Source organism: Bacillota bacterium (genome assembly GCA_009711825.1).
Classification (GTDB): domain Bacteria; phylum Bacillota; class Proteinivoracia; order UBA4975; family VEMY01; genus VEMY01.
This window is the reverse complement of sequence record VEMY01000021.1, coordinates 1-24,579: the sequence shown is the minus strand read 5'-3', so window position 1 is coordinate 24,579 and position 24,579 is coordinate 1. Positions and strand designations below refer to the sequence as shown.

At 50.6% G+C, this 24,579-nt stretch carries 27 protein-coding genes; 5 read left to right on the top strand and 22 right to left on the bottom strand.

Annotated features, from left to right (window positions below; translation table 11 throughout):
• Window positions 1–4: 4 nt before the first annotated feature.
• The 5 genes from FH749_07685 to FH749_07665 all read right to left on the bottom strand — a co-directional run bounded on the left by FH749_07685 (window position 5) and on the right by FH749_07665 (window position 5,673).
• On the bottom strand, window positions 5–1,504 hold the full coding sequence (locus FH749_07685) for a 2,3-bisphosphoglycerate-independent phosphoglycerate mutase (protein ID MTI95356.1): 1,500 nt from the start codon (window positions 1,502–1,504) through the stop codon (window positions 5–7).
• On the bottom strand, window positions 1,504–2,259 hold the full coding sequence (locus tag FH749_07680) for a triose-phosphate isomerase (protein ID MTI95355.1): 756 nt from the start codon (window positions 2,257–2,259) through the stop codon (window positions 1,504–1,506). Before FH749_07680 ends, FH749_07685 begins: the two co-directional genes overlap by 1 nt.
• Window positions 2,259–3,446: a phosphoglycerate kinase gene (locus FH749_07675; GenBank protein MTI95354.1), complete on the bottom strand. Its 1,188-nt coding sequence runs from the start codon at window positions 3,444–3,446 to the stop codon at window positions 2,259–2,261. The genes FH749_07680 and FH749_07675 overlap by 1 nt, the downstream gene beginning before the upstream one ends.
• 41 nt (window positions 3,447–3,487) lie before the next feature.
• Complete coding sequence (gap, locus tag FH749_07670) at window positions 3,488–4,495, bottom strand: type I glyceraldehyde-3-phosphate dehydrogenase (GenBank protein ID MTI95353.1); 1,008 nt, start codon at window positions 4,493–4,495, stop codon at window positions 3,488–3,490.
• Window positions 4,496–4,557: 62 nt separating this feature from the next.
• Window positions 4,558–5,673 (bottom strand): hypothetical protein, encoded by a 1,116-nt coding sequence (locus FH749_07665; GenBank protein ID MTI95352.1) that lies wholly within the window; start codon window positions 5,671–5,673, stop codon window positions 4,558–4,560.
• A gap of 100 nt (window positions 5,674–5,773) precedes the next feature.
• Between FH749_07665 and FH749_07660 the strand changes: the two genes are divergently transcribed.
• A complete protein-coding gene (locus FH749_07660) occupies window positions 5,774–6,973 on the top strand; it encodes an aminoacetone oxidase family FAD-binding enzyme (protein ID MTI95351.1) in 1,200 nt (399 codons plus the stop codon).
• On the opposite strand, the gene FH749_07655 is transcribed toward FH749_07660, so the two are convergent.
• Both FH749_07655 and rpoN read right to left on the bottom strand, forming a co-directional pair.
• A complete protein-coding gene (locus FH749_07655; GenBank protein ID MTI95350.1) occupies window positions 6,948–7,409 on the bottom strand; it encodes a hypothetical protein in 462 nt (153 codons plus the stop codon). The two genes, FH749_07660 and FH749_07655, sit on opposite strands and share 26 nt — an antisense overlap.
• Window positions 7,410–7,455: 46 nt before the next feature.
• On the bottom strand, window positions 7,456–8,916 hold the full coding sequence (rpoN, locus tag FH749_07650) for an RNA polymerase factor sigma-54 (GenBank protein MTI95349.1): 1,461 nt from the start codon (window positions 8,914–8,916) through the stop codon (window positions 7,456–7,458).
• 119 nt (window positions 8,917–9,035) lie between these two features.
• Here rpoN and rpmE point away from each other — a divergent pair, with 119 nt between their 5' ends.
• On the top strand, window positions 9,036–9,233 hold the full coding sequence (rpmE, locus tag FH749_07645) for a 50S ribosomal protein L31 (protein ID MTI95348.1): 198 nt from the start codon (window positions 9,036–9,038) through the stop codon (window positions 9,231–9,233).
• A gap of 86 nt (window positions 9,234–9,319) precedes the next feature.
• Here the strand turns inward: rpmE and FH749_07640 are convergent, their stop codons facing one another.
• Window positions 9,320–10,321, bottom strand: coding sequence for a mechanosensitive ion channel family protein (locus FH749_07640; GenBank protein MTI95347.1), 1,002 nt, complete (start codon window positions 10,319–10,321; stop codon window positions 9,320–9,322).
• A 255-nt stretch (window positions 10,322–10,576) separates the two neighbouring features.
• Between FH749_07640 and FH749_07635 the strand changes: the two genes are divergently transcribed.
• Window positions 10,577–10,876 (top strand): winged helix-turn-helix transcriptional regulator, encoded by a 300-nt coding sequence (locus FH749_07635; protein MTI95346.1) that lies wholly within the window; start codon window positions 10,577–10,579, stop codon window positions 10,874–10,876.
• A 215-nt stretch (window positions 10,877–11,091) separates the two neighbouring features.
• On the opposite strand, the gene FH749_07630 is transcribed toward FH749_07635, so the two are convergent.
• The 14 genes from FH749_07630 to trxB form a co-directional block, all read right to left on the bottom strand.
• Entirely contained in the window at window positions 11,092–12,189 is a 1,098-nt protein-coding gene (locus tag FH749_07630) for an aminopeptidase P family protein (GenBank protein MTI95345.1), read from the bottom strand.
• Window positions 12,190–12,300: 111 nt separating this feature from the next.
• The gene (locus FH749_07625) at window positions 12,301–12,561 is read right to left on the bottom strand and encodes an HPr family phosphocarrier protein (protein MTI95344.1); all 261 of its coding nucleotides are present in this window, start codon (window positions 12,559–12,561) and stop codon (window positions 12,301–12,303) included.
• A gap of 70 nt (window positions 12,562–12,631) precedes the next feature.
• Window positions 12,632–13,570, bottom strand: coding sequence for a DNA-binding protein WhiA (gene whiA, locus FH749_07620; GenBank protein MTI95343.1), 939 nt, complete (start codon window positions 13,568–13,570; stop codon window positions 12,632–12,634).
• Between the two features lie 11 nt (window positions 13,571–13,581).
• Window positions 13,582–14,286 (bottom strand): CPBP family intramembrane metalloprotease, encoded by a 705-nt coding sequence (locus FH749_07615; protein ID MTI95342.1) that lies wholly within the window; start codon window positions 14,284–14,286, stop codon window positions 13,582–13,584.
• Window positions 14,279–15,538, bottom strand: coding sequence for a YvcK family protein (locus FH749_07610; protein ID MTI95341.1), 1,260 nt, complete (start codon window positions 15,536–15,538; stop codon window positions 14,279–14,281). Before FH749_07610 ends, FH749_07615 begins: the two co-directional genes overlap by 8 nt.
• Before the next feature lie 107 nt (window positions 15,539–15,645).
• Entirely contained in the window at window positions 15,646–16,506 is an 861-nt protein-coding gene (rapZ, locus tag FH749_07605) for an RNase adapter RapZ (protein MTI95340.1), read from the bottom strand.
• 48 nt (window positions 16,507–16,554) lie between these two features.
• Entirely contained in the window at window positions 16,555–17,280 is a 726-nt protein-coding gene (locus FH749_07600) for a histidinol-phosphatase (GenBank protein MTI95339.1), read from the bottom strand.
• Window positions 17,281–17,339: 59 nt separating this feature from the next.
• Window positions 17,340–18,086, bottom strand: coding sequence for a phosphatase (locus FH749_07595; GenBank protein ID MTI95338.1), 747 nt, complete (start codon window positions 18,084–18,086; stop codon window positions 17,340–17,342).
• Between the two features lie 53 nt (window positions 18,087–18,139).
• Window positions 18,140–19,399: a hypothetical protein gene (locus tag FH749_07590; GenBank protein MTI95337.1), complete on the bottom strand. Its 1,260-nt coding sequence runs from the start codon at window positions 19,397–19,399 to the stop codon at window positions 18,140–18,142.
• Window positions 19,400–19,464: 65 nt separating this feature from the next.
• On the bottom strand, window positions 19,465–21,042 hold the full coding sequence (locus tag FH749_07585) for a hypothetical protein (GenBank protein ID MTI95336.1): 1,578 nt from the start codon (window positions 21,040–21,042) through the stop codon (window positions 19,465–19,467).
• A gap of 119 nt (window positions 21,043–21,161) precedes the next feature.
• Entirely contained in the window at window positions 21,162–21,461 is a 300-nt protein-coding gene (locus tag FH749_07580) for a hypothetical protein (GenBank protein MTI95335.1), read from the bottom strand.
• A gap of 2 nt (window positions 21,462–21,463) precedes the next feature.
• Window positions 21,464–22,102, bottom strand: a complete 639-nt coding sequence (locus FH749_07575) for a DegV family EDD domain-containing protein (GenBank protein ID MTI95334.1) — start codon at window positions 22,100–22,102, stop codon at window positions 21,464–21,466.
• Window positions 22,095–22,412: a thioredoxin gene (trxA, locus tag FH749_07570; protein MTI95333.1), complete on the bottom strand. Its 318-nt coding sequence runs from the start codon at window positions 22,410–22,412 to the stop codon at window positions 22,095–22,097. Before trxA ends, FH749_07575 begins: the two co-directional genes overlap by 8 nt.
• Entirely contained in the window at window positions 22,412–23,359 is a 948-nt protein-coding gene (gene trxB, locus FH749_07565; GenBank protein MTI95332.1) for a thioredoxin-disulfide reductase, read from the bottom strand. The genes trxA and trxB overlap by 1 nt, the downstream gene beginning before the upstream one ends.
• Before the next feature lie 137 nt (window positions 23,360–23,496).
• Here trxB and FH749_07560 point away from each other — a divergent pair, with 137 nt between their 5' ends.
• Window positions 23,497–24,015: a hypothetical protein gene (locus FH749_07560; protein ID MTI95331.1), complete on the top strand. Its 519-nt coding sequence runs from the start codon at window positions 23,497–23,499 to the stop codon at window positions 24,013–24,015.
• A 53-nt stretch (window positions 24,016–24,068) separates the two neighbouring features.
• A complete protein-coding gene (locus FH749_07555) occupies window positions 24,069–24,278 on the top strand; it encodes a DUF1858 domain-containing protein (protein MTI95330.1) in 210 nt (69 codons plus the stop codon).
• The last annotated feature ends 301 nt before the right edge of the window (window positions 24,279–24,579 follow it).

Below are 24,579 nucleotides of genomic sequence, written 5' to 3'. Positions count from 1 at the left end.
TCACTCACTCCTTAACTAGCAGGCTTTTGCCTGTCATTTGATCGGGTTTATCCAAACCCAAAAGCTCTAGAATTGTTGGCGCAATATCACATAGCGCCCCGCCATCCCGCAAATTGCCTGTGGCGCCGGCCATTAACAACGGGACAATATTCGCCGTATGGGCGGTGTGGGGATTGCCCTGGGCATCACGCATCTGATCAGCATTGCCATGGTCGGAAGTGATTAAGAGCACTGCGCCTGCCTCCCGCGTCGCTTGCCAGACTCGCTCCAGGCAACTGTCAACAACTTCGCAGGCCCGAACAGTGGCCTCAAAATCGCCGGTATGGCCAACCATATCCGGGTTGGCATAATTTAAAACCACCAATTGATATTTTTGCTGAGCGATCTGCTCACAAACCGCATCAGTAACCGGGATAGCACTCATCTCCGGCTGCAAATCATATGTCGCCACCTTTGACGAAGGGATAAGCACCCGATCCTCACCCGGCAGCTTAGTCTCGTCGCCACCATTGAAAAAATAAGTGACATGGGCATATTTTTCTGTTTCGGCGATTCGCAATTGCTTCAGGCCGGCATCCGCGACCACCTGCCCAAGGGTGTTCTCAAGCACTTCCGGAGGATAGGCCACAGGTAGCGGGAAGGTTTCGTCATACTGGGTCATGCACAAAAAATTTACCTCTGGAAAAATACGCCGCTTAAACTCCGCAAAATCTGTATCGGTAAGAACGCGGGTTATCTCCCGGGCCCGGTCAGGACGGAAGTTAAAGCAGATAACATTGTCTCCGTCTGCTATCAGTCCATCTGAATCAAGCACAATCGGCTCAACAAACTCATCGGTCTGGCCCTGGACGTAGGCGACGCGAACCGCTTCTACCGCGTCTTCTGCCTGTCGGCCTTCGCCTTGAACCATGGCAGCGTAGGCCTTTTCCACCCGTTCCCAGCGCTTATCTCTGTCCATGGCATAATAGCGGCCACTTATTGTGGCAATCGCGCCAATACCAATGCGCCTACAGGTCGTTTCAAGCCATTCCAGGAACTGAACCGCTGAAGTGGGGGCAACATCGCGACCATCCAGCCAGGGATGTACCCAAACCTTTTCTACCTTGTTGAGCTTGGCCATCCGCAACAATGCCTCTAAATGATCGGTATGACTGTGCACGCCGCCATCGGAAAGCAGACCGATAAGATGGACAGTGCCGGACATTGCCTGCTTCAGCCGAGGATTGTTGATAAACTTCCCCTCCTGAATGTCGCGGCTAATCCGGGTTAAATCCTGGTACACCACTCGGCCGGCGCCGATATTCAAATGTCCAACCTCGGAATTTCCCATCTGTCCCGGGGGCAAACCAACATCGAGGCCGCTGGCTTTTAAAGTGGTATACGGAAACTCTGTCTTCAGTTTTCGATAACTGGGGATATGGGCAGCTTTAATTGCATTATCATGGTCCGGACCCAGGGCCCAGCCGTCTAAGATCGTCAGGACTACTTGTTTTGTCACAATCATCAATCCTTATACTTGACAATTTGGGCAAATCCGGCCGGGTCGAGACTGGCGCCGCCAACAAGGCCGCCGTCAATATCCGCTTCTGCCATCAGGCCGGCAATATTATCTGGTTTAACACTGCCACCATATAGAATACGCACTTTATCCGCAGCTGAACCAAAATCAGTGCGCAATAAATTCCGGATAAAACCGATCACTGCCTGGGCGTCACCGGGAGTCGCTGTGCGGCCGGTACCGATTGCCCATACCGGCTCATAAGCGATTATTATCTGCTCTAAATCACCAGGCGTCAAATTGGCCAGCGAACCACGAATTTGTTGTTCACAAACCGCTTCCGTCCGTCCTGCTTCTTTTTCGGTCAAGGTTTCCCCTACGCAAACAATTGGTGTCAGTTTATGTTTCAAGGCAACAAACAATTTTTTATTAACATCTCCGTCGCTTTCGCCAAAATACGCGCGGCGCTCCGAATGTCCAAGAATTACATAACCGCATCCCAAATCGCTAAGCATGGGACCGGATACTTCTCCAGTATAGGCGCCCTCTGCTTCCCAATGCATATTCTGGGCGCCAACATTGATTCCGGTGCCAGCCAGGCGTTGGCAGGCCACAGCCAAGGTTGTAAACGACGGGCAAACAATAATTTCCACATCACCTACGGCGGCAAGTTCTGCTTTCAATTGATTCAATAGAGACTCTGCTTCACCGGCGGTGACATTCATTTTCCAGTTACCAGCTATAACCGGGCGTCTGTTCATTACTGTCCCTCCAACAAAATCGTAATCCCCGGCAGTGATTTTCCCTCTAGGAACTCCAGGCTGGCGCCGCCACCGGTAGAAATATGATTCACTGCATCAGTCTTGCCTAATTTCTCCAGCGCAGCGGCGGAATCGCCGCCACCGACCACAGAAAAAGCTTTGCTATCGACCAATGCCTGGGCAACGGCCTCTGTGCCATGGGCAAAGGCATCAAACTCAAACACACCCATGGGACCGTTCCAGACCACTGTGGCAGCTTCCTTAACCACCTCAGCAAACCGTCTCCTGGCCAGGGGACCAATATCAAGGGCCATCCACTCATCAGGAACCCCCTGTTCAGCGCTGACAATTTGTCGGGCAGCTTCGGCAGAAAACTGATCTGCTACCAGCAGGTCCGCTGGCAGCAAGAATTTGACACTTTTTTCCCCAGCCTCAGCCAACAAATCCCGGGCAAGCTCCAGTTTATCTGCTTCAACCTTGGAAGCGCCCATTTCAATTCCTTGGGCAGCGAGGAAGGTATTGGCCATACCGCCGCCGATAATCAGTGTATCCGCTTTGTCCAGCAGATTTCTGATGACGCCGATTTTATCCGAAACCTTGGCTCCGCCAATAATCGCCACAAACGGACTCCGGGGAGCGCTAAGCACGCCACCTAACATCTCAATTTCTTTTTCCATCAACAATCCAGCATAAGCTGGTAGATGGGCGGCCACGCCGACAGTGCTGGCATGGGCGCGATGGGCAGTACCGAAGGCGTCATTGACATATACATCCGCCACAGAAGCCAGATCTTTTGCAAAATCAGGGTCATTCTTTTCTTCGCCAGGGTAAAAGCGAATATTTTCCAACAGAAGCACGCCGCCCTCGGGCAGTTGAGCCACTGCAGCCTGAACCTCTGAACCGACACTACTGTCCAGCTTACTGACTGGGGTTTCAAGCAGCTCACCCAACCGTTTTGCCACCGGCCCCAGGCGCAATTCTTCCTTGACCGTTCCTTTGGGCCGCCCCAGATGTGTCACCAAGATAAGCCGGGCGCCTTGCTTGCGCAGATGTTCAATCGTAGGAAGTGCCGCCCGAATCCGGGTATCGTCAGCAATTTCGCCGTTGGACATCGGAACATTAAAATCTACCCGCATCAACACCCGCTTACCCCCGACATCAAGGTTACGGATTGATTTACACTTCATTTCTCCACCTCCATCGAACCCAAGGGCGCTTTCACAGCGCCCTAAAGTCCTCGGTCAGCCATCAGTTTAATCAAATCTACTACCCGTCTTGAGTAGCCCCACTCATTGTCATACCAAGAGACTACTTTAATCATATTGTCAATCACAGTTGTGCTCTGAGCGTCAACAATTGAAGAGTAGTCAGAACCCTTATAGTCAATTGACACCAAAGGCTCGTCGGAATAACCCAAGATGCCTTGCATTTCACCTTCAGCGGCTGCTTTTAATGCTTCGTTTACAGTCTCAGCATCTGCCGGTGTTGCCAACTCGGCAGTAAGATCTACAACTGAAACAGTAGGAGTAGGCACCCGCAGGGCAAAACCGTTCAGTTTGCCTTTCAGTTCCGGCAGCACAAGGCTGACAGCTTTGGCCGCGCCGGTGGTGGTGGGGATAATCGAAACCGCGGCTGCCCGGGCCCGACGCAAATCGCTGTGTGGCAAATCAAGCAGGCGCTGATCATTAGTGTACGCATGAACGGTGGTCATCAAGCCCTTAACCAGTCCAAATTTATCATTAAGTACCTTGGCCACAGGCGCCAGACAGTTGGTGGTGCAGGAGGCGTTGGACACAACATGATGTTTATCCGCCTGGTATTTGTCGTCATTAACTCCCATGACAATAGTGATGTCCTCTTCCTTGGCCGGAGCTGTGATAATAACTTTTTTGGCGCCACCGGACTGAATGTGGGGCAACACCTTATCTTTGGAACGGAAAATACCGGTAGCGTCAACTACAATGTCCACACCATGCTTTTGCCAGGGAATGTCGGCAGGATTTCGCTCCGCACTCACAGCCAGTTCTTTTCCGTCGATGATGATTGAGTTTTCACCCGCCTCAACCTGGGCCTCAAATGTTCCGTATGTTGAGTCATACTTTAGCAGATGGGCCAGAGTCTTGGCGTCCGTGAGATCGTTAATCGCCACAATCTCAATCTCCGGGTTGCGATGGGCAATCCGAAACACCCTTCTTCCGATTGCACCAAAACCATTAATCCCTACTTTTACAGCCACAATAAACTCCTCCTTCTATTCATGTAATAATATTAATACCCAAAAAGCGGGTATTGCACAGATTAACGGGAGAGATTTAATAGCGCGTCGGCGGCGCCTTGATCAGTTATCAGGATATGCTGCCGGTGGTGGGCCGCCACTGCCCGAATTGCCCGGGCCTTGTCGGCGCCGCCAGCAACCGCGATAATCATATTAATGCCGACAAGGTCACTGAGCCGCAAACCGATACTGTTAACCTGCCAGACAATTTCTCCCTGAGCGTTGAAATAGTAACCGAAAGCCTCGGCAACCGCCCCCAAATCCTCTAACCGGGCCAGCTGCTCTCGACGCGTATCCCGACGCCGCGCCATTTCTTGGGCATCGCCAATACCATGGATGAGCACAGAAGCGTTTCTAATTAACTCCAAAACCTCGGCGATTCGTTGATCCCTGGCCAACTCCTCCATGGCTTGAGGGCTGAGATTGTCAGGCGCATGCAACAATTTGTACTTCCCGCCCAGGGCCTGGGCAAGTTGGGCAGCAATTGTATTGGCCTGGATTTCTACCCGCTCCCCAAGGGCGCCTCTTCCCGGGACAACAGTTACCTTTTGCCGACTGGTGCGAGCCATTTCCGCCACATATGCCATTGTGGTTCCACCGGTAATCGCCACCACATCATCGTTCTTTAGCTCTTTTTGAAGCAGACGGGCTGCCGCACGCCCCAATTCCCGTCGGACCAGTGGGTCACGATTGCTGTCTCCGGGGACAATAATCACCCGTTCTATGCCCAAGGCATCACCCACCAGTTCTTCCAGTCGTGGCAGGCCCAGAACTTCCTTGACATAAGGGGTCAGCGCCAGGAAAACATCCTCGCCGCGTTTACTGAGAACAACGCCGCCGATGCCGGCCTCAACCAGCCCCAGCACCTTAAGGACATCCACTTCGGTGCGGATAACGCGTTCACCGATTTTGAGTACATCAGCTAGAGTACGCCGCCCTACCGGCGCGAGCTGGGCAATCGCCCGCAAGACCATATAGCGACGCTGAATCACTGTCTGCAATTCAGGAGCGATGGCCTTTTGGACATCAATAAACTGATCCATAGAGCACCCCCCCGGGTCGCAAAGTGTCCCGCCAGGCATTTTTCGTCCCAGCAGGGGCAAAAAAATATCTGGATTAATTATAGCATTACTTGCCATCACCAACAACCCCTAACTTATTATTGGTGCTGGCGTTTACATACGAAGAGATTGTATAATAAATCGAGGAATCAAGCTATATAGAAGGGCTGGAAGAAAAATGACGATGATAATTGGCGCCGGCGCTGCCGGCCTCTTTGCCGCCATGGCAATCTCCCGGGCAGGGGGCAAACCGCAAATCTTTGAACACCAGTCCAAAGTAGGGAACAAGTTGGCAGTCAGCGGCGGCGGTCGCTGCAACCTCACCAACAGCGGTGACTTGCTCAATGGGCTGATGGATACCAAGTTTCTCCGTCCTGCCCTTACACAGTTTGATTTTTATGCCCTGCAGGCGGAGATGGCCGAACTGGGAATCAATATACATAGCGAAGACAACGGCAAATGTTACCCTAGTCAACTCAATGGTCGCGACCTGGCAGACAGGCTTTGTCAGTTCCTCGCCGACAAGGGAGCAGATTTCCATTACCAAGCCAAACTCACAGATATCAACTGTGTGGACGGGAAGATAGTCCAGGTAAAAATCAACGATGCACCAATTCAATGCAAGCGGCTAATCCTTGCTCCTGGAGGCGTGAGCTGGCCCCAGACAGGCAGCAACGGAAGTTGCTGGCCGCTGCTGGCACGACTGGGACATACCGTCCGCCCGCCACAGCCAGCACTGGTGCCAATCCGAACCCAGGAGGGTTGGCCGGCGATGGTTTCTGGAACCAGCCTGCGAAATATTGATGTCTCGGTTCTGATTGGCGGCAAAGTTGCCGCAAATAGCCGAGGCAATGTACTTTTTACTCATTTTGGTCTCAGCGGACCAGCTATTTTGGACAACAGTTGGGCTGTCGCTCAAGGCCTATCCCGCCGGCAAACGATTATCATCTCCCTGGATTTGCTACCGGATCTGGGCACAGACACAATTTGCCGTCACATGCAAAAACATGCGGAGAAAACCGTTGTCAACGCCCTGGGCGAACTCCTGCCCCGAAAACTGGCCCAGCAACTGGCCCCCGATACTCCCGTTAAGGGACTGGCCACATCGACTCTGCAAAAACTAGCCGGCAACCTGAAGGATTGCCGGTTGGAAGCCGTCAGCACTTTGGGCATGGACAAAGCAATGGTCACCCAGGGGGGAGTGCACTTGCGGGAAGTCAATCCCCGGACCATGGAATCTAAAATTGTTTCCGGCCTATTCCTGGCGGGGGAAGTCCTGGATTACCACGGGCATACCGGGGGCTTCAACCTCCATGCCGCCTTTGCAACCGGTTGGCTAGCTGGCAGCGCCATCACCGCCAGCGCCCCTTGCCAGTGACGTGGTCGACTACAACCTCCACAACACTCAGCCCGCCGTGATCTTGTGAAATACATTCTGGCATTACAGAAGGCGCAAACCGCTTCATCAGTTCAATCAGAACCAACCGTTTTTCTTCTTTGGACTCCAACAGGCGTGCCCGGCCAAAAGCTGTGACACTTAAATAACGGGTAGTATATTCCTCAGCAATAATTTCCGCGGCGACAACAGCCTGCAGACAGACCCGCTGGTCTTGTTCAAGACAGTCCAATTTGAACCCCTCAGAAGCACAATGAAAATATACCCTTTCCTTAAAAATAACGTGGTTAACCGCTGTTATGTATGGATACCCCAAAGGGGAGTTAAACGCGACCGATATCCAATCGGCGTCAGCCAGCAGTGTCAGCAGCTTCTCCCGGGGCAACTCCAGATCCGAACGACGCATCACTGGAAACATGACATGTAATCCCTCCTCAAAAATTGAAAGGAGCGACAGCCGCTCCTTAATCCCAACGTTTTCGTAAAGTTGAACTGGCAATTCCCAGTTCTTCCCGGTATTTGGCAACAGTGCGGCGGGAAATACGTATCCCCCGCTCTTTCAATTTCTCAGACAATTGCTGGTCGGTCAGAGGTCGGGTCGGGTCCTCTTGTTCCACCAAATCCTGCAATTCTTTCTTGGCGCCGGTGCTGGAGGTGCCACCTCCATCACTGGTTTCAAGATTGACCGAGAAGAAATACTTCAACTCATACAATCCCCGGGGAGTCTGCACATATTTGCCGTTAATCGCCCGACTGACTGTGGATTCATGGACCTCAACGGCTTCTGCCACATCCCGCAAGCGCAGGGGGCGTAAAAATTTAACCCCTTTTTCAAAAAAGTCCTGTTGATACTCTATAATAAATTCGGTAATCTTGTGCAGCGTAGAGCGTCTTTGCTCCACCGCTTTCAGCAGCCATAACGCCGAATTAAGTTTGTCCCGCAAAAAGCGTTTGGTTTCATCCGAATCCGCCGCCTTGAGCAACCGCTGATAAAAAGGATTGATTCGCAGTCGCGGTGTGTAGCTGTCGTTAACCATCACCATCCATTTGCCACCTACATCCAAGACGGTGATATCTGGAACGATATGCCCGGCATCCCGCTCACTGGTGACACTCTGCCCCGGCTTCGGGTCTAGTGTTTTAATAAAGTCCACCGCTTTTTGAATCACCGCCGGCGTAACATCCAGGGCCTCTGCTAAAAGTGGAATCTTGCCTTTCGCCACAACAGGCAGGTAATCATTGATAATCTCCCGGGTGCATGGGGGTATGTCGTCCCGTGATTTTAGCTGGAGAAGCAGACACTCCTGGAGATCACGGGCGCCAATACCGGCGGGCTCAAGCCCCTGCACTACTGCCAGGGCGGCATCTACAGCTGCCGGCTCTACTTGCAAAATTGCAGCCACTTCCTCGCAACATATATTAAGGTAACCACTGTCATCCAAATTGTTGACGATATAACGGGCGATCCGGGCAGTTTCCGGGTCCAAGTTGACAAGACTTAATTGCTGATGGAGGCGCTGCTGCAAGGTATACTCATTGCCGGTAACCAGTTCAAATTTATTTTGTTTATCCGCGGCCAGGGGCTCACCGGTGTCCCGGTCCTGAAAATACTGCTCCCAGTCCAGGTCAAACAACTGTTCATCCACCTGTTGCTCCTGCTCGCCATTGTCCTCCTCCGTGTCCTCAATTTCCAAAAGGGGGTTTTCCATATATTGATCGTCCAGATAAGCGGTAAGCTCCAAAACCGGTAGTTGCAGCAACTTGATTGCCTGCCGCAGCTGGGGTGTCATTAGCAGTTTCTGCGTTTGCTTGAGTTCTAGATTGTATTCCAGTCGCATTGCTGCACCTCCCGTACTGTGATACATATATATTCGCTTAAACCCAGCTAATTCCTTCCCACACTCCGTTAACAAACAATACCACATTAGTAGATAATGCTTGACTTTATATTTTGCATCTGCAAAAATAGTCGTTGGGTATAGTTTTTTGAATCCAGACTCTAGATATGCTAGAATAATTATGCGCTGGAGGGAGGTATAACAGCATGAAAAAAGATATTCATCCCAAATATCACAAAGTCACCGCAACCTGTGCATGCGGCGCAGAATACGAAACCGGCTCTACAAAGGAAAATATCCGTGTGGATATTTGCTCCAAATGCCATCCTTTCTACACCGGTGTGCAAAAAATCGTTGACTCTGCCGGCCGGGTGGAAAAATTCAACCGCAAATACAATCGTTAATATCCGTCACTGGACGGATATTTTTTTATAAATTTAGCCAGGAACGAGGTTCTAATTGAACCGCTCCTGGCTAAATGTCACTCGGATTACTCAGCTTCCCCGGACACAGGACCTGTCCCCCTGTCCGGCCTCCCCCTGTCCGGCTCCAAATAGACGGTTCGGGATGGGAAGGCAACACTTACTCCCTCCTGCTCCAGTATCTCCATGATGCGGAAATTGACATCTTCTTTGACCTTAAGAAATTCTCCCCAATTGGTTGTCTTGCTGAAACAGTAAATAAATATGTCGAGACTGCTGTCTTTAAAGGCATCGAAGTTTACAAAAATCGTCTCGGGATGAATATCTTTATGGCCGACTAACATTTGCTTAATTTTAGTGACCACTGTCTGCAGTTTTTCCCTGGGTGTGGAATAGGTCACGCCAAGATTAAAGGTTATCCGCCGCCGCCCCATCTGGCTCCAATTTGTGATGGGCTGATTGGCCATTGCCTTGTTGGGCACCGTAACCAATGCCTGGGCAAAAGTGCGCACCTTTGTGCTGCGAAAGGTTATATCTTCAACGGTCCCTTCAACCTCGGGCGTCAGTATCCAATCACCAATATTAAACGGCTTTTCGGCGATAATCACCATCCCCCCCAGGACATTGGCTATCGCGTCCTGGGCTGCCAGAGCGAAGGCAAGACCGCCAATCCCGAGACCGGCAATAAAGCCGTTGACATCAAATCCCCAGCGCTGGGCGATGATTGTAGCGCTGATGGCTATAAACACAATCCGCAAAACCTTGGAGATAAAGGCCAGCAGAATTCTATCGAAACCATATTTGTTGCCAATCCTCAGGAACAGATCTGAAGATGTGCTGGTTAGATTATAAAAACCGGCCGTTATCACAATAATCACAACGGTGCTGAATAGGGTGTTCAACAAAGGCAGATATTCAATGTTTTCATGGGCGTTAAGCAAGTATAAGACAGCGAAATACACGCCCAGACTGTTTATGAACCAAAAGCAGGGCCCCTTGAAAGATTGTACTACCCTGGTATCAAAATCCGTCTTGGTCCGGGATGCGAAAAACAACAGCACCCGCACCATGTAACGCGAAAACAGCTTAGCCCCGATAAAAAAAATTAAAAATAGGCCAAATGCAAATGTGTATTCACGCAAATAGTTTTGCCAAAACTCCAGAACCTGTTGCCATTCCACCGCGGCTCACTCCCCACTGGTTATTTATATTATATTTCTCTTAGAAAAACAGATATCCTTTTCTTGACAACGAAACCGCTCTCGCGTATAATATAGATAAACATAAATATTTACAGAGGTGAATGTCGCTTGAAAACTGCGGAGATGTTAAAGTGCCTGGCAGTACTTAGTGATTCTACCCGGTTCGCTATCATTCAAGCGCTGCTGGCCGGCAAACAATCTTGTTGCACACATATATCCGAACATGAACTTGGCGGCTGCGTAAGCGATCTTGTCAATGTCACCAAGCTTAGCCAGCCAACAGTATCACACCATCTAAAAATTCTTGAACAGGCCGGGTTGGTCCGCAAAGAAAAACGCCGGACCTGGGTCTGCTACTTTCCCGAACATCATAACCTGGCCGCCGTTGCCCATTGGCTTAGTTCTCAATTAATTCACAAATAAGCAGGAGGTGCAAGCAAATGTTTTATGATGCAGCGCAGGTCCCCGATTACTACCAGATTGCCCGTGCAGACCACCTGAACCACATTGAAATTTCCCAGAAATACAGACGGGAACCGGTTGCCAAGCGAAAGCCGGCCGGGTGCAAACTGAAAGTTGCCGGCAGATGTGTTTATGCCACCATACAGCCCAGTCATCGACTGGGCTGTCTCTTTTTGTTAACCGATAATCTGCAAATGCTTAGGGAACTTGGTCAGCGTCTCACATCCGTCGGCGGTGATAACTACATCGTCTTCGATGCGCACGCCGCCACGACCTGGCAGGTAGATTCCGGGCTCAATTGTATATGCCATACCCAGGGCCAAAAGATCATCGTTTTCACCATTCATTGAGGGGTATTCATGCACATCGATGCCAAGACCGTGTCCGACCCGGTGGGTGAAGTATTCACCGTAGCCGGCGGCAGTGATTACTTCCCGGGCCGCCTTGTCAATATCGCCTACCCGCACTCCTGGAGCACTGGCGGCAATTGCCGCCTCATTGGCCTTGAGAGTGATTTCGTAGATTTTTTCAAACTCGGGAGTAATCGATTTAAACGCAAAAGTCCGGGTTATATCTGAGCAGTAACCTTTATGAACCACGCCCAAATCAAACAGAACCAAGTCACCGGCCTGTAAACGGGTATCTCCGGGACTACCATGAGATTCGGCTGATTTGGCGCCAAAAAGAACCATGGTCGGGAAGGACATCCTCGCTACACCTAATTTTTTCATATTGTATTCGATTTCGGCAACCACTTCCATCTCGGTTTTACCCTCCGCCAGCGCGGCAACTCCAATCTCCACCGCTTTGTCGGCCAGGGCGGCAGCTTCCCGCAGGACTTGAACTTCCCCGTCACTCTTGATATTGCGCAGTTCACGTAACTTGGCTTCCACTGCTGAAAAGCGGCAGCCGGGGAAAGTTTTTTGCAGCGCCTCTGCCCGGAACAGCGGCAACTGCTCCTTCTCTACAGCGATTACCGGCTCAGGGCCAACCCGGTCGCCAACAATTGCAGCAATTTTTTGCCAAGGGTCCTCACTATCATTGTAGCCAATGATTTCATAAGTCCAACCTTCGCTCTTCGCCCGGGCCACTTCCATCAAAGGGCAGACTAAGACAGGTTCACCACTGGGAAATACCAGCAGCCCCAATAGCCGCTCATGGGGTTGACAATAAAAATTGCTGAGATAAAACACATTCAGGGTAGAGTTGACAAATGCAAATGAATACTGGTTCGCCGCCAACCACTGGGACAAAAGCTTTAACGCACTGTTCATTTACTTCACCCGCTTCCGTATGTTCTTATCCTCAATTCTACGCAAAAATTTACCCGCTGACAACTAATCCGGGACGTACGTCGAAAGCCGGGGGAATCCCCGGCTTAAAGACTACTCAGTAAAACTTTCCACCAACTCAACCAAAGCGTCAACTGCCTGCTGGGCATCGTCGCCGTTGGCACGAATGGTAATTTCAGTTCCCTGGGAGATGGCCAGAGACATTACGCCCATAATACTCTTGGCACTGACTTCTTTCTCGCCTTTGACAATGGTAATTTCGCTAACGAACTGACCTGCTTTTTGAACAAACATGGCCGCAGGGCGGGCATGCAGGCCCGTTTTGTTGGTTACTGTTACATTGCGCTCCACCATTATAGTTGATAACCTCCTTTATTCCTTATCTGCTTCTGAGAATAGATTATACTATAAAATCTTCGGTACGTCAGGGTAAAATTTCATCCGCCAGTTTTTGCAATCGTCGCAGACGATAATTGACTGCAGATTTATTTAAGGGAGGGGTTGCTGCCGCCCCTAACTCTTCAAGCGTCGCTTCTGGGAACTCTAGCCGCAATCGTGCTACCAGACGCAATCCCGGGCTTAGTGAATCCAGCCCCACCGTTTGCTCCAGACGGCGAATGGACGCGATCTGACGTTGGGCGGCATTAACTGTTTTGTTGAGGTTGGCCGTCTCGCAATTCACCAATCGGTTGACATTATTGCGGATATCCTTATATATCTTGGCGTTTTCAAAAATCAGACGGCCCTGATTAGTGCCTATCAAACTAAGCAAGTCGGCGATTTGCGCTGAATCCTTGATGTAAACAACAAAATTCTGCTTGCGCTGAATGTTGCCGCTCTTGATTCCAAACTCCGCCAGCAAAGTCTGTATAAAAGATGCCTGCCGGGAATATTCGGTGGCAATTTCCATATGATAACCGCTATGTTCAGGGTTACTGACTGACCCGCCAGCAATAAAACAACCACGGAGATAGGCACGCTTACAACACCGTCTGACAACCAGCCTACTGTCGGTATCGGCCTTTAAGCTGTTATCAGTTCCCAAGATACCCAATGCCGCGACCACCGCCCGCGACTTTTGTTGATTATCTATTTGCACTAGGTAACTGAGATTTTTACGGAGGCGTATTTTTTTCCGGACCAGGATCCGTGGCTGGATTTCGAACTCCAGTTTAAACATATTGTAAAGCCGGCGGGCGATGGCGGCGTGCTCAGTGCCGACATTCAAATACATCCTGTTGCCCGCGCTCAACTGCAAATTGCCATTAATCAAAATCAAAGCCGCCAACTCGGCACGCCGACAGCACTCGGACCGAAGCGGCAACCGGCTCAATTCCCCCTTGATATTTGCGGCAAAGGACATTTCTCCACCTCCTAACCGCTGACGACCAGCAAAATGGCAATCGCCAAATTGTATACGGCATGGGCAAGCATGGGCGCCAATAGATTGCGGCTTGCTTCATACAGCCAGGCCAGCCCCACCCCGAGAATCAGAATCTGGATAAACGGAACCCAATGGAAACTGAGATGAATAACTGTAAAGGCCAGTGAACTGAAGAGTGCCGCACCCCAGAAACCCAAATTGTTTCGAACGCCACCAAAAATGAATCCCCGAAAGACCAGTTCTTCAGTTACGGGCGCCAGTATAACCACTAAAAAGCCAAAAACAAGCATCCCGCTTAGGGTTTGAAACTCCATAAATTGCTCGATGATTGCCTGGGTGGGAACCTCTTCCACAAAGTGGCTCACCACTAAACCATAGAGCCAGGAAGCGGCCAGCAGCCCCAGTCCACCGCCCAGTCCCTTTAACCAGGGAATTCGGGAAATGGCGCCTAGACCGAGATTGCGCCAGGCCTCTTTTCCCCGGACGCCCCGAGGCAGAAAAATGAGCGCAACCATCACCGCGCCCTGGGCCAGGGCCGCCAACAATATAGCAAGCATTGGCGATAGCGGGACCAATAAAAAGCCCAATAGACTGGTGAGGAAAATCAAGGCAATCAGGGCTGCCACCAACAACAGAATATACACAAACACTTCTCTGGCGCCCCAGGGTATTGCCCGCCAATCAACTTTAGCCATTCTGTCGCTCCTCCCATGCCTGCATTTTTTGGACCCGGGACTCCCATAACAGCAGATCAAGCAAACGCTTGGGCCGCTCCAGGTCGGCAGCTAAACGACTTACAATTGCCCGGGCAAGTTTCTCCGGATTATGCCAGGCAACATGGTCTATATGAACAAGGTTATCCTCAATAATCCGTACGCGTTGACTGCGCAGACGCTCCCTGTCAATCTTCACAGGCGCTGCCCCCTCCTGGGCATAACGGGCAAGCACATCTGCCGGCAGCGGTTTATTATTTACCACCACATACCCAAACAATCCGCCTCCCACATGCTCCTGCACAGCCTGCAAATGGTCAGCCGCTGTATAATCTCGGGTTTCGCCCAGCTGGGTCATGATGTTGCACACATAAAATTTCAGCGCCTTGCTCTTGCGAATTGCCTCGCTGACCCCCGGAACCAACAAATTCGGTAGTATACTGGTGTAGAGGCTGCCCGGGCCGACAATGACTGCATCAGCGTTAGCCAGCGCCTCGATAACATCTGGCAAAACCCGGCAGTCGGCAGGGACAAGGCGCAACTCCTTGATTCGGGTCGAACTTGCTCCAATCTTTGACTCACCCCAAATTACCTCGCCCGACTCGGTTATTGCCTGCAGGCGCACATTATCAGTGGTAACGGGCAGAACAGTGCCCCGAACAGCTAAAACCTTGCCAATTTCACGGATCGCCCCCTTGAAGCCCATAATCTTTGTCATCGCTGCCAGAAACAGATTTCCGAAATTGTGGCCGGCGAATCCGCTCCCGTTCTCGAACCGATACTGAAACAATCGCTCCAGCAAAGGTTCAGTATCAGCAAGCGCCACAAGACAGTTGCGAATATCACCCGGTGGTGGCATATCAAACTCGCCTCGTAAAATGCCGGAGCTGCCACCGTCATCGGCAACGGTGACGACGGCGGTAATGTTACTTGTATAGTATTTCAAGCCCCTGAGCAACGTTGACAGTCCAGTGCCACCGCCAACAACAACCACCCGGGGTCCGCGGCGCAGATAGCGGGCCTGGTAGAGGGTATCAACCACCTTATCATTTCTGGGGGCAAGCCCAACAACCAATGTGCGGATTAGCTTGATTACTGCGTACCCCATCAATCCCAATCCCATCCCCAGGAACAGCACTGCATAAACACTGGCATTGCCGGTGATGGAGACTAAGCTCAGAAGAATTTCAGCAATTGCCATGAACAGTCCGGGCACTGTAAATACCATAGCCATAAAGCCGGCAATGATCAGGATAAACCCCAAAAGAAAGAGGAGCAGCCAACGCTTTATTCCCAAACCCGGGTACAAGAGTTTAATAAGCCAGCGCAATCCGCCACCTCCTAATCCTTTTCAATATCCCTGTGGACAGCTACGGCGTTTTGTCCCAGTTCCTGCAAAAATGCGCAAAACAAATTGGCCAAAGTTACTGACCGGTGTTTGCCTCCGGTGCATCCGATAGCCACTGTCAACTGAGTTTTACCCTCTTTTATATAACAAGGTATGAGAAACTCCAGGAAATCTTTCAGTTTTTTAATAAATTGCTGGGTAACTGTCCACCCGAGAACATAATCCCGCACCGCCTGCTGCTGACCGGTAAGCTCCCGCAAGGCCTCTTCATAATGGGGATTGGGCAAAAAGCGCACATCAAATACTAAATCTGCGTCCAGAGGCAAACCGTACTTAAATCCAAAGGAAACCACGGATATGTTCAAAGTTTTTCCCGGGCCGCTGCTGGTGAAAAGAGAAAATAGTTTTTTACGTAAGTCTGCGGCCGACATACGTGAGGTGTCAATGATGTAATCAGCTCGGGAGCGCAGCGGTTCCAAGCGCTTGCCCTCCAAGGCAATGCCCTGACTGATGGTGGCCCCGCCGCTCAATGGATGGTCGCGCCTGCTTTCTTTAAAGCGCCGCACCAGTGTTTCAGAGTTTGCTTCCAGAAATAGAATCTGGGCAGGGTGGGCCAAGCTGGTGACAAACTCCTCCATTTGATCGAAGAAATGCCCCCCCCTGATATCCACCACAGCCGCCACCCGTTCTACACGGGTTGATTGTTCGCACAGCTCGATGAATTTCGGCAATAATTGTGGCGGCAGATTGTCCACACAATAATAACCCATATCTTCAAATGCGTGCATCGCCACAGTCTTACCAGCGCCGGACATCCCTGTAACAATTACTAGATCCATCAATTCACCCCTCATCCACCAGGCGTTATAATTTAACTTTCGCCGATAAGCAACTTTTTCCTGCTAACCCATATTCACTATTCTTTCCGAATCAATCCTCAGCTCGCGGGCAAGGGACAGACCGGGGCCGAATCTCCCCACCTGTTCCGGCTTATGTGCATCGCTGCCCAGAACAAATCGGACATCTTTGACTGCCGCAGCGATTTTAAGATCCCTGGCTGTATTTTGAGTATGCCGGCAGTTAATCTCTAGCAAAGTCCCCCGGCGGGCACATGCCAAAGCAAGTTCTTTAGTGTCAATTGGCAGCCCATACCCAGGATGGGTGATGATGTCCACAGAGTTAGTTTCTACGCAATTGACCATTGCCCGTGTAAACATATCCCATAATTTATGGCGTTGGCTGCGGCTGAGCAAGGCCAGGTAGCGGAGCCCGTAAAAAGCCCACCAACTTGAAAGATCCGCCGGGCATACCCGGGGATGAAGCCCCACCAGCAATTTATCCAGGTTACCGGTCACCGCCCGGGGAACATCTAATTTCCCAGTCACAGAGATCACATTTGCCTCGATATTAAATAGCACCCGCAGATCATCGGCGGCGTTGCTCCGCACTGCCGCCTGGAGACGTCGCCAGCGTCGGCGTGGCACACCTACAAATAGTAAATTGGGGCCGTGCTCGGCAATGCCAACTTCCCGTAGGCCCAGAGACCTGGCGGCAGCAACATTTTCGTTAATGCTGCCGCTGGCATGGCTCCATCGGGTATGGGTGTGATAATCGGCAAGCGGACGCATCTTTATCACCTTCAGATTTTTGATAAGGCCGCTATGTTAAAACCGCCCGCAGGCGGTCGCTATACCACCGGAGTCGGCTGGATCTTCGTCCGTCTTCCCCGGTCCCGGAGAAATTTGTTTACTAAGTCCGGGGATGTATTCAGTACCTGCTCCGGCTTTATTCCTGCTTTCAGAGCCAGGTCAACGGCCCCGCTCAATTCGCCCACCTGAGTTGCAAAATGGGCGTCACTGCCGATACTGATTTTGCCACCAGACTTGGCCACCCAGGCGGCGATTTCGGAACAATTCTCCCGACTCCCTTTACGCACCGCTCCCTGCAAAGAAGTGTTATTAATCTCCAGGGCCACATTATTTTCAGCCGCCGCCCGGGCAACTGTCTCGGGATCAATCAGAAAGGCGGGGTTGCCGGGATGGACGATTACATCCACCTGGCCGCCGGCAATAGCGCCGACCATTGCCCGTGTATTTTCCTCCACGCTGGCGGGTCGGAAGCATTCGGCATGAAAACCGGCCAGCACTATGTCCATATACTTCTGAAATCGCTCCGGGAGGTCGATTGCTCCGTCGGTATCGATGATATTCGCCTCAATCCCGCGCAGTATCTCCACACCAAACATAGACCGGGGCAGTACCCGCAGATTAGAAAAGTGATAAACATGGGGGCCTCCCTGCATTGAGGGGCCGTGGTCGGTAATAGCAATTAACTCTAATCCGCTATCGGCAGCAGCCCGAACGTTCTCTAGTACAGTACTGTAAGCATGGCCGCTGGCCACAGTATGCACATGCAAATCAGCAACGATTTTCATCCAATTCCCCCCCTGACTCTAATGCTACTTTAACCCAACAGAGGCGTCAAGTTTCAGACTTTATCCCGCCGACGGATTTTGTCCCACCAGTCCCGAACCTTTTCGGGCACTTCCGGTGGCGCCAACCTAATCGCCTGCAATTGCTTAAGCAAATAGGAGGTACGAGCTTTTTCCCAGGGAATTCGGGCAGTCAGATCACGAAATTCATTATGCCAGAAGTCCACCAGCTTATCCCGAACACCTTGCCAACTGCCCAAGCTAATAAACATATACGCCGTGCCACCAAACCCCACCAGGCCAAGCAATGTAAACAGGCCTTTGAGGACACCGCCCCGGGTTGCCCCCGAGGGATCGGTTGTAGACTGAAGCCGAGGATCCTGCTCAACCCCTCCATTGCCGCCGCCATTTTCCATCTGCAGCGGCGCCACTTCCGGCTCACCGTAGAGAGTTATATCAACAATATCAGCAAATTTCCGGGCCCCTGCCTCAGCATGTTCCCGGTTATTGTTATAAGCGCCAATCTCCAGCAATAACGCCCGGGAATGCAAATCTTGATTGTAATCACCCCGGGCGTAAAAAACACCTTTAACCAAATCCGGCCACTGGCTGTCGGAAACAGCTTTCAACTGCCAGGCAAATTCTTCATTTACCCTGTATGCCGGATTTTGGGTTCCCACCACCAGTAACACCTGGGTAATCTGCATGCCATCGATTTCTTCATAGTACTCCCCCCAAGGGGCAGCATCCCGGTGCACGTCAAAAATTGCGTCCACACCCTGCTCAATCAGGTTTTGCGCGGTTACCCGGGAACGACGATATGAGCCGCTGTATGGAAAATGGGTTTCCTGGCTATGGGTAACCTCAATCGAATTATCCTCCAGCTGCAAGCTGAACTCCCGCCCGACAGCATATATACCCCCCGGTTGTTGATCGGTGGAGGCAAGTCCATCGCTGGGAATATAAGATTCCCCACTGTGGGTGTGGTAAACCGCGATATGGTTATGCTCAGTGCCGGGGAGGCCCTGTTCCTCGGCTTGTTGGCTTGGTATTGCAAGCGATGGTTGATTGGCCGTCGGCTGCGCCCACGCCCGCAGCCGGGAATAATCAACTCGGTAAACTTCATACATCGTATTGTCTGCAGCTAAAAATCGGTCTCCAACATGAATCCTGATTCCTGTGCGCAGCAAAACATTATGCTCCTGGTCATAAAGCGTAAACCAGCGACCTTCCTCCACCTCATAATCCGGTGTGGCCAGGGCTGGCCCGCTTACACACAAAAGAATACAGATTGCAAGCGTCAATCCTTTGACCATAATCCAACCTCCCTCATTAGATAATTTTTGTCAGTGACCTGAAAATTAACCAACAAAAAAGGCGATTATTCATCGCCCGGTAAATAAATCTTAAATGTTGTTCCGCGTCCAAGCTGGCTGCGCACCTGAATTTTCCCACCCAATTCGTGAATATATTTGTAACTCACGGCCAAACCAAGGCCCGTTCCCGTATCTTTGGTTGTAAAAAACGGCGTGCCCAATCGGGGAAGATTGGAGGGATCAATCCCGGAACCGGTGTCGGTAATCGTCACCAGCAGTCCCCCATCTTCAGACCGCCTAGAAGCAACCGTCACTGTGCCTCCATCCTCAATCGATTCGATGGCGTTCTTTAGAAGATTGACAAAAACCTGGCGCAATTTATCGGCGTCAACCATCAACCTGGGCACCGGCTCCAAATCAGAATACAGAGTCACATTGTCTTTATAGGTGTATAAGTCCATAAGCGAAACAATATCGACCAAAATTTCGTTGACATCAACCTGAGCAACTGCGCTGTCCGGCTGACGCCCCAAGGCAAGATATTCATTGAGAATAATCATAATTCGTTTCAATTCCCGCTTGACAAGCTCCAAAGTTCTTGTGTTGGCATAGCGCTCAGGAAAGGCCTTTAACAGGTGCAAATAGCCGTCAATGACTGTGATTGGATTTTTCACCTCATGGGCAAGGGCTGCCGCCATTTTACCCATAGTGGAAATTGACTCCAACTGTTGCAACCCTTCTAGATTTAGGGCCCAAGTCGTCTTTAGTTTCATATAGCGTACATGCTGCCAAACCAGTCCGGCGAACATCATCACCAACAGCCCGATTACCAGTTCACTGCCGAGACCGGGGGAAATTACCCGGTTTAAGTAATTGACATGGTTGATTGCCGATACGATTGCCCCGGCTCCCCCGGGACCGGCGGTGGCGAAATAGTGATTTCGGTTAGTAATGGCATCCAGGTGACTGATTCTTTGCAGACCGCCCTGGGAAACGTCGATTTGCTCTAATAATTGGGCTTCAAAAAGCGTGTTGGCTGCCCTGGTGTTGGTGCCGAGCACCTGCTCGCCGTTGGCGTCTATAATCCATAACCCTAAATCAGTATTTAGCGGAACCGGCCTTAGAAAGCTACGCATATAGTCCAGAGACACAAGACAGTGAAGATAGCCAGTACAGTGACCATTTCGGTCAAACAGCGGTACAACCATTAACAAATAGTCGTCGGAATGACTGAAGAATTTGGTTGCCGGCTCCTGCAGCGAAGTGTGTTCCGCCGCCTGACAATCATGATCGCTCCAAATAATCTCTGCGGTGTAGGGCAACGTTAATCCGGTTACAATCAAATGGTCACTGCGGGCATTAAAAGCTTGAACGTACTCTGTCATCAACTCCGGGTCATAATCACAAAAGTCCAGATAATGATTGATTGAAAGCACCTTCAACTCGATGGTATCGATAAACCGATCCAGCGCATCGGTGATCATGCGCATTTCCTGTCGGACGCTGGTTTCGAACCGACTCATTGAAATATACCAGCCGAAGGTAAGTATTATGAGAATTAAGCTGATTGTCAAGACCGTCAAAACCTGCCAGAAATCTTTATGCAGTTTAAAGATTATCCTTTTTAAAACATTCACGGACATTGCCCCTCAACTGAAAGATTTGCACGAAAACTTCACACACTCTTATTTCTAGAAAACACTGATAATTCCTTCCCGGACAAAATAAAATGACCCAAAAGGGTCATTTAAGGCATCACCGTTTAAGCATTACAAAAATAACAAACACCTAGCGTCCCCGGGCCACCATGGGTCGCAATCGCAATCCCAATATCATACAGCATAACTTCCGCCCTGGGCAGCCGGGCTTTTAACGCTTCCGCAAATTGGGCTTGTTCTTCTCTGGCGCCCCCTTGCCCGACAGCAGCCACAAAGCCATGCCCATCCCAATCCGGGCACCCGGCTACAACTGTCTCCAACAACTGGCTCAGGGAACGTTTGCGGCTGCGGCTGCGACCGGCAGTAGATATCTTGCCATCCGTGACTTCTAACAGCGGCTTAATATTTAATAGTGAGCCAGGGTCGCTTCCAAACGGGTACGTCCTCCTTTTAAGACATTGCTCAAAGTATCAAGAACCAGGTGAATCATCACCCGTTCCTCCACCTTCTCCGCTGATGCCAAAGCTTCTTGCCATGTCCCCCCGGCCGCCAAAGTCTTGGCCGCAGTTAAAGCCTGCAGTCCTCCGCCCATACTAACGGAATTTGTGTCAAATACTTGGATTGCCGGATTCTTAACAATCTCTGCTCCAGCTACCGCGGAATTATAAGTGCCGCTTAAACTAGCTGCAATGTGAAAAGACAGAATCACATCCGCCCCCTGGAGCAAATGCTTATAAACCCTGGCAAACTCTCCGGAAGCCGGTTGAGAAGTTGTTGGCAGCTCCGGCACCTCGGCAAACTTTTTAAACATCTGATCGGGAGCCATATCTACTTTGTCTTTGTACTCCTTGCCTTGCCAGTGCACCAAAACCGGAACCTGCACTACCCCATACTCAGTTAGTGCTGCATTAGGGATGTCCAACGCTGAATCAACAACTATTTTTACTCTTGTCAATAAACCCGACCTCCTTTTCCTCTCATATGTAGGACGCCGCCGAGCGAGAAAAGTGTCAAAAAAAAACCGGCTGAGCCGGTTTTTAAAGATGTTTTTCGATTTTGGCCATTAAATCGGGTTTCGCTTGAAATCCGACAATTGTCTCGACTACTTCACCATTTTTAAAGACCATCAACGTCGGAATGCTTAAAATGTTGTATTCGGCAGCCACAGTTGACTCATCATCCACATTAACTTTTACAACTTCCAAACGGTCTGCCAGCTCATCTGCAATCTGCTCCACAACCGGCGCTACCATTCGACAAGGACCACACCATTCAGCCCAGAAATCCACCAAAACCGGGCGCTCCGAGGCCAAAACCGTATCCTTAAATTCTCCGGCAGTAATTGATTTAACCATTAGTCTTCCTCCCTGAAATTTTCTTCGATATATTCGGCGGCACTTAGCGCAGCAATACAGCCATCGCTAACCGCAGTAACTATCTGGCGCCAACGTTTACTGCGCACGTCGCCCACAGCGTAAACACCGGGTAAATTAGTCTGCATATCCTCATCAGTTTTAATATACCCATCTGTGTCAACAATCAGCCCTGTCCCCTCCATGGGACCCATGGGCTGGCGACCTACAAACACAAACACGCCATCAACATGCAAGGCCTGGGGCGGTCTGCCGCCTTGCTGGCTGTTTAAGCTCAACCCGGTCACCCGATTGCCATCCCCATGAACTTTACCGACAACGGTATTCCAAATTGGCTCGATTTTAGGACTGGCCAATAGTCGCTGCCGCTGTACCGGCTCGGCCCGCAGTTGGTCCCGGCGATGTATTAAATAGACCTTTTTAGCGAATTTGGTTAAAAACAACGCTTCTTTAACTGCTGTATCCCCGCCACCGACAACTGCTACCGTCTTATCCCGGAAGAATGCGCCGTCACAGGTTGCACAATAGGACACACCGCGTCCAGTATATTCTGCCTCGCCCGGCACAGAAAGCAGTCTTGGGGTAACACCTGTGGCGATAATAACGGCTTTTGCCTGAAAAGCACCTTCAGAAGTTCTCACGGTCTTAATCTTGTCATTGATCTTTAACTCCCGCACCGGCTGAGACACAAACTCGACACCGAACCGCAACGTCTGGCTGTACATATTAGCCGACAAATTGCCACCTGAAATAGGGTCAATAAACCCGGGATAATTCTCAATCTCGTGAGTCATCATAACCTGACCACCGGGGCCCTGTCCCTCCAAAATCAGACAATCCATCATTGCCCGGCCGGCGTACAAACCAGCGGCAAGACCTGCCGGACCGCCACCGACAATAATTAAGTCATAAAGTTTATCAGTTACCATCTTACTCCTCCTATACCCCCACAGGGTATATATTATCAGAACATACGCAGGGTGTCAATGATTATTTTTCCATATTTCTGGTGAAAAGCAGGAAATTATAAGTATAATGACGAACTCTCCCCTAAAATCAGGTAAGGGTGAGTGACATAGGTAAGTTTATTATAATCGTTCTGGTATGCATCTGCCAGTTATTATCAGGATGCAACGGCAATAACGGTCAGATGGTCGGTCCTTTGCCGGAGTTTTCCACCGACACAAACTATACCAGCAGCCACCGACGCATTCCTACCTCCACCCATGGGCGGGTGGGGCGAGTTGATGATTTCCGTTGGGAACAAACCCGAAACAGCAATGAGTTTATCCACATCGGCGATTTTAAAGCCACAGACAATGCAAGTCTTCCCGCTTACAAAATTCGCTATTCCCAAGACAAAATGGCGATCCAAATTTACGCCCAGGCCTGCGCACAAAAAGAGTGGGATCAGAAATTGGCGGAATATGCCCTTGGTTCACCATTGATTGGCATAATCACCTGTAGTTTTTCTCCCGATGAACTGTATTTTGAGTTTATCATCGAATTCACTTCTCCTGTCCGCTATAGAACCTGGTATTACCAGGACCAAGGTTACTTCACCATTGAGCTTTCCCCGCAGTGATTAGTTAACGGCGGCGTAACGAGCAAGAGCAATAGAGAAGGGGTGTTGAAACGATGAAGTTGACTCCGGAATCCAGGGTCGGCGATATCCTAGCTGCCCATCCTGAGACTGAAGCGGTTTTTACCGAGCTTGGGTTTACTGAACTCCAGAATCCAGTTATGCGGAAAACCGTAGCTAAGTTTGCCACTTTGAAAATTGCCAGCTCCCGCAAAAACGTTGACCTGGACCTGCTGATTCAGCGTCTAGAAACGGCAATAGAGTAGGGTAACCACTCTCATGGCTACCCCCTCATCAAACCGCACGTGCCCTGCTAAGGCATACGGCTTACCAATGTGTTTTGGCCTGAACTAAGTCGTTGCAAGTCTTTGGGCATATTCCATTTTACGAACTCGGTCAGGAGTGTAATACTCCCGGCCTTTTTCTTTTGCGCGTTCGACCTTCCTTGCATGGTGCTTCCTCTGCTTCTCCTTCATCCTCCTGATGTAGTCCTCAATTGTGAAGCCATACTGTTTTGTGTAATACAGCCAGTAGGCAGGCACTAGGCCAATCTTTGCGAAGTATTCG

What these genes read in the sequence shown, in the direction of transcription:
- FH749_07680 (MTI95355.1), bottom strand. Translation starts at nt 2,259, where the DNA reads ATGAACAGACGCCCGGTTATAGCTGGTAACTGGAAAATGAATGTCACC.
- rpoN (MTI95349.1), bottom strand. Translation starts at nt 8,916, where the DNA reads ATGTGGTATTGTTTGTTAACGGAGTGTGGGAAGGAATTAGCTGGGTTT.
- FH749_07610 (MTI95341.1), bottom strand. Translation starts at nt 15,538, where the DNA reads ATGGCTATGGTATTTACAGTGCCCGGACTGTTCATGGCAATTGCTGAA.
- FH749_07675 (MTI95354.1), bottom strand. Translation starts at nt 3,446, where the DNA reads ATGAAGTGTAAATCAATCCGTAACCTTGATGTCGGGGGTAAGCGGGTG.
- FH749_07630 (MTI95345.1), bottom strand. Translation starts at nt 12,189, where the DNA reads ATGAACAGTGCGTTAAAGCTTTTGTCCCAGTGGTTGGCGGCGAACCAG.
- FH749_07600 (MTI95339.1), bottom strand. Translation starts at nt 17,280, where the DNA reads ATGCGTCCGCTTGCCGATTATCACACCCATACCCGATGGAGCCATGCC.
- FH749_07640 (MTI95347.1), bottom strand. Translation starts at nt 10,321, where the DNA reads ATGGTGCGGGTGCTGTTGTTTTTCGCATCCCGGACCAAGACGGATTTT.
- FH749_07625 (MTI95344.1), bottom strand. Translation starts at nt 12,561, where the DNA reads ATGGTGGAGCGCAATGTAACAGTAACCAACAAAACGGGCCTGCATGCC.
- FH749_07590 (MTI95337.1), bottom strand. Translation starts at nt 19,399, where the DNA reads ATGGTCAAAGGATTGACGCTTGCAATCTGTATTCTTTTGTGTGTAAGC.
- whiA (MTI95343.1), bottom strand. Translation starts at nt 13,570, where the DNA reads ATGTCCTTTGCCGCAAATATCAAGGGGGAATTGAGCCGGTTGCCGCTT.
- rapZ (MTI95340.1), bottom strand. Translation starts at nt 16,506, where the DNA reads ATGAGGGGTGAATTGATGGATCTAGTAATTGTTACAGGGATGTCCGGC.
- FH749_07665 (MTI95352.1), bottom strand. Translation starts at nt 5,673, where the DNA reads ATGGCAAGTAATGCTATAATTAATCCAGATATTTTTTTGCCCCTGCTG.
- FH749_07685 (MTI95356.1), bottom strand. Translation starts at nt 1,504, where the DNA reads ATGATTGTGACAAAACAAGTAGTCCTGACGATCTTAGACGGCTGGGCC.
- trxA (MTI95333.1), bottom strand. Translation starts at nt 22,412, where the DNA reads ATGGTTAAATCAATTACTGCCGGAGAATTTAAGGATACGGTTTTGGCC.
- FH749_07615 (MTI95342.1), bottom strand. Translation starts at nt 14,286, where the DNA reads ATGGCTAAAGTTGATTGGCGGGCAATACCCTGGGGCGCCAGAGAAGTG.
- FH749_07555 (MTI95330.1), top strand. Translation starts at nt 24,069, where the DNA reads ATGAAGTTGACTCCGGAATCCAGGGTCGGCGATATCCTAGCTGCCCAT.
- rpmE (MTI95348.1), top strand. Translation starts at nt 9,036, where the DNA reads ATGAAAAAAGATATTCATCCCAAATATCACAAAGTCACCGCAACCTGT.
- FH749_07660 (MTI95351.1), top strand. Translation starts at nt 5,774, where the DNA reads ATGACGATGATAATTGGCGCCGGCGCTGCCGGCCTCTTTGCCGCCATG.
- trxB (MTI95332.1), bottom strand. Translation starts at nt 23,359, where the DNA reads ATGGTAACTGATAAACTTTATGACTTAATTATTGTCGGTGGCGGTCCG.
- FH749_07655 (MTI95350.1), bottom strand. Translation starts at nt 7,409, where the DNA reads ATGTTTCCAGTGATGCGTCGTTCGGATCTGGAGTTGCCCCGGGAGAAG.
- FH749_07585 (MTI95336.1), bottom strand. Translation starts at nt 21,042, where the DNA reads ATGTCCGTGAATGTTTTAAAAAGGATAATCTTTAAACTGCATAAAGAT.
- FH749_07595 (MTI95338.1), bottom strand. Translation starts at nt 18,086, where the DNA reads ATGAAAATCGTTGCTGATTTGCATGTGCATACTGTGGCCAGCGGCCAT.
- FH749_07635 (MTI95346.1), top strand. Translation starts at nt 10,577, where the DNA reads ATGTTAAAGTGCCTGGCAGTACTTAGTGATTCTACCCGGTTCGCTATC.